Here is a 4,729-nt window from a genome sequence, read left to right on the forward strand (position 1 = left end):
ACGTTGGACACTTGTAAGCCGTAAATTCTCCCTTTATCTTGACCCACAAACAAGTCAGCTTCTACGAAATTGGCGTAACCCTTGGACTGGTGAAACAATAAATGTTATCCATCGCTCTTATGACTATCAGGAATTTCAAATTCCACAGCAAATTAGCGCTTTTATCGCTCCGGAAATTTCCTTTGTTTCACTCGATATCAACACTAAACTTCCTAATCCATACGCTAAAAACCCGAAATTTACTGACTATTCCCCAGAAGAATACCTGCGGGCATCAGACTCCTACAAATTTATTTTTCCGACTAGGATGCTTGAACAAGAAGTAGTCAATCAAAATGATAATCGTACTGTAGCACTTTCCTACTATCGAATGGGACCTTGGGAACCTTGGATGAAAATGAAGGGTAAACCGGGTTTTTTAGTATTGAACTACACAGGTGCTAAAACTGATAGGTTTGAAGATTTACACCCAGCAATCAAAGAACAGATTGAACATCGCTTGCCTTTATATCGTGATGCGCCTGCATGTAGATTAAAGCGTTCAATTGCCACTAGCTGGAGTCGATTTGAAGAAGAATTTGATGCCTATCTCCGGGGCGAAGAATTTCCACTGCTAGCACCGATAAAAGAGGAACAATGTTTAGACTAGAAGAGGCGATCTCCCAAGAGCAGAAATAATTTAAAAATCAATCTTTGTGACTACTACCAGCATTACTGTGATATATGGGCTAAAATTAGCGACGCTGTTACCAGTGGCTTTTCTTGCCTGAAACGCCTACCCCCATACAGTTTTTAAGATGGCATCAACCGCGATCGCATTTTTTTGTGGCTACTCAAGTCAGACAGCGCACGCCTTTACTATTGCGCCAAAAGTTTGGCATGAATTTTTTATCAGAGTCGAGTATCGAAAGGCTTATACAACAAACACATCAGGCTGAAGCGATAGAAAACAGCGATTTAATTCTTTTATGGTTGCAACCTTGAGAAGCTATAGAAGCCAAACCGATACTTTATCGTTACGAATTTGTTAGTAAAGAGACTAAAATTCGACTTCAACCAGACGATCCGACTTCAACCAGACGATCCGCAGCTTCCTAACTGGGAAACAGACAATATTACTGGTGCTTATAAAATCGTTGTCGAGGGGAATAGCTATCCCTTTCAAAGGTATGTTTTTAAGATTTATCCAGGGGCAGGAGAAAAATCGGCAATAAAGCTGCCAGTTGGAAAAGGCATTCTTTTAATCACAGATGCCAAAATCACTAAAAAGCCTCGTCGGAAACAACTTAATAATCGGGGCGATTTAGTGGTGACAGAGAAAGATTCAACACAACTGCGTTGTAGATTTTCTGCCACCATCTCGGTATCTGATGCCATTTCACTCAAAAATGGTAAGCTACTTGGAGGTAAATTAGCTTCGGCTTGTCCACCAACACTCACTAAAAATAAAGTAGCCACAGCAATAGCCAAGCATAAACGCTCTGCTGGCTCAGGGTCAGTCATTTTAGGATGATGCCAACCTAAACCACCTCGTTTAAGATCTTTAAAGAGACACTCAATCCAACTACGCATACCATACCAGCAAATTTGAGTTTGCCCTGGGTTGAGGTCAGTAAATATTAGCCAAGGGTCACAGTAGCCAGATTCCCATTGAGCTAAAAGAGTGCAAAATAGATTATTGGTTTTAAAACAAGTAACTTTTGCGCTCCAAGATTGTCCCACTTGAGTAACTAATTTTGACAAAGGTGTGAATGGTTCGTGATCACAAGAGCGATAATATCCTTGATGTATTAATACGCATAAATGGATGCCAACCCAAAAAGGCGCTCGCTTCATACAACCAAGGAGCGTACAAACCTCTATCTGTGGTTACAATTACCCACCAGCCATCTGGAACACCATCCTTGATATTTTCCAGTAGTTTGAGCCAGTAAGGTTGCCAATTACCTTTTTCTTGTGCTGATACTATTTTCCAGGCGACAGGAATTCCACAACCTCGATAGACTACACTAATTAATAGCAAAGTGAAACGTTGACCCAAAGTCGAAGCATCCGCAGCCAAGACCAGACTTTTTTCTTCTGATGACCACCAATTTAAGATTCAACTTAACAATTGTACAAAACTTTGCTCTATGTCTATTTGTCCACGTTTTCTTCCTTGTTTTTCTCGGCTGCCAAAATACCATTGTCTTAATCTTTCTCTTACCGTATTTTCTGGTTGCTCGAGAATCTCTGCCAAAAAAACTGTTACCGTCGATCAACCACAGGAATAAGTCATCGCGATGGCAAAACTCCACATCGATAGTACTACTGCTTGTGGCTTACTCAAATGGGGCCTTTATTTAATATACTACTCGTAACCATTCTTGATAGGCTTGCGGTTGATTTTGCTTCACTGCACTCGCTCTTTTTGAAATTGCACATATAGTAATTTTACTGCTCACGACTTCTAAATCTTAAAAACATACCCTTAAAAGATCGGCTATTTTCGGACAATTACAACAGGCACTCAATACAATCTGGGACGTTCAACCCAACTCAGGCATAAATATTAAGAACTTCTTGCAAAAACGGTTATTATCTTTCGCGATTGTTTTAGTTATTGGCTTTTTGTTACTAGTTTCTCTGATTTATCAGTACTGTACTTGCTGCGATCGCTAATTTCTTCGGACACCTATTTCCACAATGGATTCAACTGGGGCAGAGTCTTAATTTGATCTTTTCTATTGGGGGAACAACGCTGTTATTTGCTTACTTTATAAGCTGCTGCCCGATATTAATATTGCCTGGAGCAATATTTGGATTGGAGCCACTACCTCTGCTTTATTATTTATGATTAGCAAATTTTTAATTGGATTGTACCTCGGTAATAGCAGCATTGGCTCTAGTTATGGCGCAGCCAGCTCTTTAGTTATCGTCTTGATTTGGGTCTTTTTTTCGGCTCAAATATCTTCTACTCGGTGCCGAGTTTACGCAAGTTTAGACCAAACGATGCGGCTTTGTAATTGAGCGGTCAAATTGACTTTATTTAGCTGCGTCTGGAATTGCTGATTGGTATACGCGGTCAACAATAAGTACAGGTCTAGTTTTGTATTCTGCTTCTAGTTGTCTTACAAAGCCTTCATCCCAATTAAAATCGTATTCTCGTTCAAGATCGGCAGCCACAAAAGGACGAAGTACGCCAATTACAGCTACAGTCTGGTCTTCTTGAACAGATGTATTGGCTGTGTTACCATTTCTAACTAGTACCAGCAAGTCTTTGCCACCAAACAACTCATCTTCATCAAGGGTAAAAGTATTGGAGTTGTAAAGATTTTCTACTTCGCCTGTTACAGCTAAACCTTGTCCGTAATACTGCTGAGGATTTTCGGCAATTTCTCCAGGTTGAGGTGCAGGTGCGATCGATTGGGCAATAATTGCTGGTCGATTCTCATAATCTACATATAAATCTGGATCTAAGTCCAAATCGTATTCTCGGTTGAGATCGGCTACTACCAAGTTGCGAACTTCACCCGTTACTTGTACTTCTGTATCATTTTCAGGGAAAGTAAAAAGCTCTCCTGAAGAATTAACAACTAAAATTGGTTCACTACCAAAAAATTCTTCGTCATTAACAGTGAAAGCATTAGTACCTATTTCTTGGAGAGGTTCGCTTCTAATAGTTACGGTTTTACCAATGAGAGCTTGAGTATTTTCGCTAACATCCTCTGTCGTAACATTATTATCTTGCTGTTGAGCCACTGGTGGCTGAGTCGTCGGTCTATTATTTGCTTCGAGTCTATTGTTGCAAGCAGGGAGAACTACTGCCATCAGCGCGAGGGCGAATACTCCTCCTTGAGGACTCCACAATCTTTTAATTAACTTATTTGATTTTTGTAGCATTTAGAAATCTCCTTATATTTTTTAATGCGCGTGTAATTTCTACTTATTAGGAAAATTGCTTGAGAATTTTTTGTCTTGATAATTAATTGCTGCGATTCGCCACATTAGATTTTTGGATCTCTATAGGCGGTTGGTTCTTGACGATTCTTTTTAGCTAACCCAGCTAGACCTAATAAACCAAATAATCCTAACCAACCCCAATCAAAATCGTTATCTTCATCTTCATAAACTACTGTGGGTTCATTTGGTTGAGTACCTTGAGCAGAAACAGGCAAAGCTAATGGTGTTATTGTCATACCTAATAAAAAAAGGCTGACCCCAAGAGTCTTGAATAAATTAAAACGTTTCATAATAAATTCAATTTCCACTTATAAAATTTCTACACCCTAATGTTCGGCTAGAAAAGTGGAAAACTCGGGGAAAATATGCCAGCGTGATGGAATTTATTACCTAAGACATAGTTGCACTAGATTTATTAGATTTAGAGAAAAACCGCACAGCGAGCGCTGCAAACCATAGGAGCGATGATTTGGACACGGGCATTAAATCAAGAAATGGCTGTAATTCTATCAGCGTAAAGATTTAGCTGTGAAAGTGATATAAAAGAGTTATCGCTCCCAGTATTTTTAAAACCTGAGACTGGTATATTAAAAACATTCAACACTCAAAAAACATTAATCAATGAATGATTTAAAATCACTTAATTATTATTATCGAGCCAAAAGAAAATGCGCCAACTACTGATTCAAGTACCGCAGGGTAAAGGAAAAGAAGTTCTCAAAATTGCTCAAAAACACGACGGGGCAAACTTGGCACAATTTGAGGCAACAGGAAGCGATGGCGCGAT

At 39.4% G+C, this 4,729-nt stretch carries 7 protein-coding genes; 2 read left to right on the forward strand and 5 right to left on the reverse strand.

Annotation, left to right across the window (positions count from 1 at the left end; all coding sequences use genetic code 11):
- Both V6C71_10075 and V6C71_10080 read left to right on the forward strand, forming a co-directional pair.
- Nucleotides 1–649 (forward strand): DUF1838 family protein (locus V6C71_10075; protein HEY9768827.1); only part of this gene is annotated, 649 nt, incomplete at its 5' end.
- A gap of 113 nt (nucleotides 650–762) precedes the next feature.
- Nucleotides 763–984 (forward strand): hypothetical protein, encoded by a 222-nt coding sequence (locus V6C71_10080; protein HEY9768828.1) that lies wholly within the window; start codon nucleotides 763–765, stop codon nucleotides 982–984.
- A 198-nt stretch (nucleotides 985–1,182) separates the two neighbouring features.
- On the opposite strand, the gene V6C71_10085 is transcribed toward V6C71_10080, so the two are convergent.
- The 5 genes from V6C71_10085 to V6C71_10105 form a co-directional block, all read right to left on the reverse strand.
- Nucleotides 1,183–1,743: a hypothetical protein gene (locus V6C71_10085; protein ID HEY9768829.1), complete on the reverse strand. Its 561-nt coding sequence runs from the start codon at nucleotides 1,741–1,743 to the stop codon at nucleotides 1,183–1,185.
- Between the two features lie 19 nt (nucleotides 1,744–1,762).
- On the reverse strand, nucleotides 1,763–2,062 hold the full coding sequence (locus tag V6C71_10090) for a hypothetical protein (GenBank protein ID HEY9768830.1): 300 nt from the start codon (nucleotides 2,060–2,062) through the stop codon (nucleotides 1,763–1,765).
- Between the two features lie 39 nt (nucleotides 2,063–2,101).
- Nucleotides 2,102–2,239: a hypothetical protein gene (locus V6C71_10095; protein HEY9768831.1), complete on the reverse strand. Its 138-nt coding sequence runs from the start codon at nucleotides 2,237–2,239 to the stop codon at nucleotides 2,102–2,104.
- A gap of 785 nt (nucleotides 2,240–3,024) precedes the next feature.
- Nucleotides 3,025–3,882 (reverse strand): hypothetical protein, encoded by an 858-nt coding sequence (locus V6C71_10100; protein ID HEY9768832.1) that lies wholly within the window; start codon nucleotides 3,880–3,882, stop codon nucleotides 3,025–3,027.
- Between the two features lie 104 nt (nucleotides 3,883–3,986).
- On the reverse strand, nucleotides 3,987–4,232 hold the full coding sequence (locus V6C71_10105; GenBank protein ID HEY9768833.1) for a WGxxGxxG family protein: 246 nt from the start codon (nucleotides 4,230–4,232) through the stop codon (nucleotides 3,987–3,989).
- Between the last annotated feature and the right edge of the window lie 497 nt (nucleotides 4,233–4,729).

It is taken from the genome of Coleofasciculaceae cyanobacterium (assembly GCA_036703275.1).
Classification (GTDB): domain Bacteria; phylum Cyanobacteriota; class Cyanobacteriia; order Cyanobacteriales; family Xenococcaceae; genus Waterburya.

Bases quoted from the DNA above. Each gene is read 5' to 3' on its own strand.
- V6C71_10105 (HEY9768833.1), bottom strand. From the start codon at position 4,232: ATGAAACGTTTTAATTTATTCAAGACTCTTGGGGTCAGCCTTTTTTTA.
- V6C71_10100 (HEY9768832.1), bottom strand. From the start codon at position 3,882: ATGCTACAAAAATCAAATAAGTTAATTAAAAGATTGTGGAGTCCTCAA.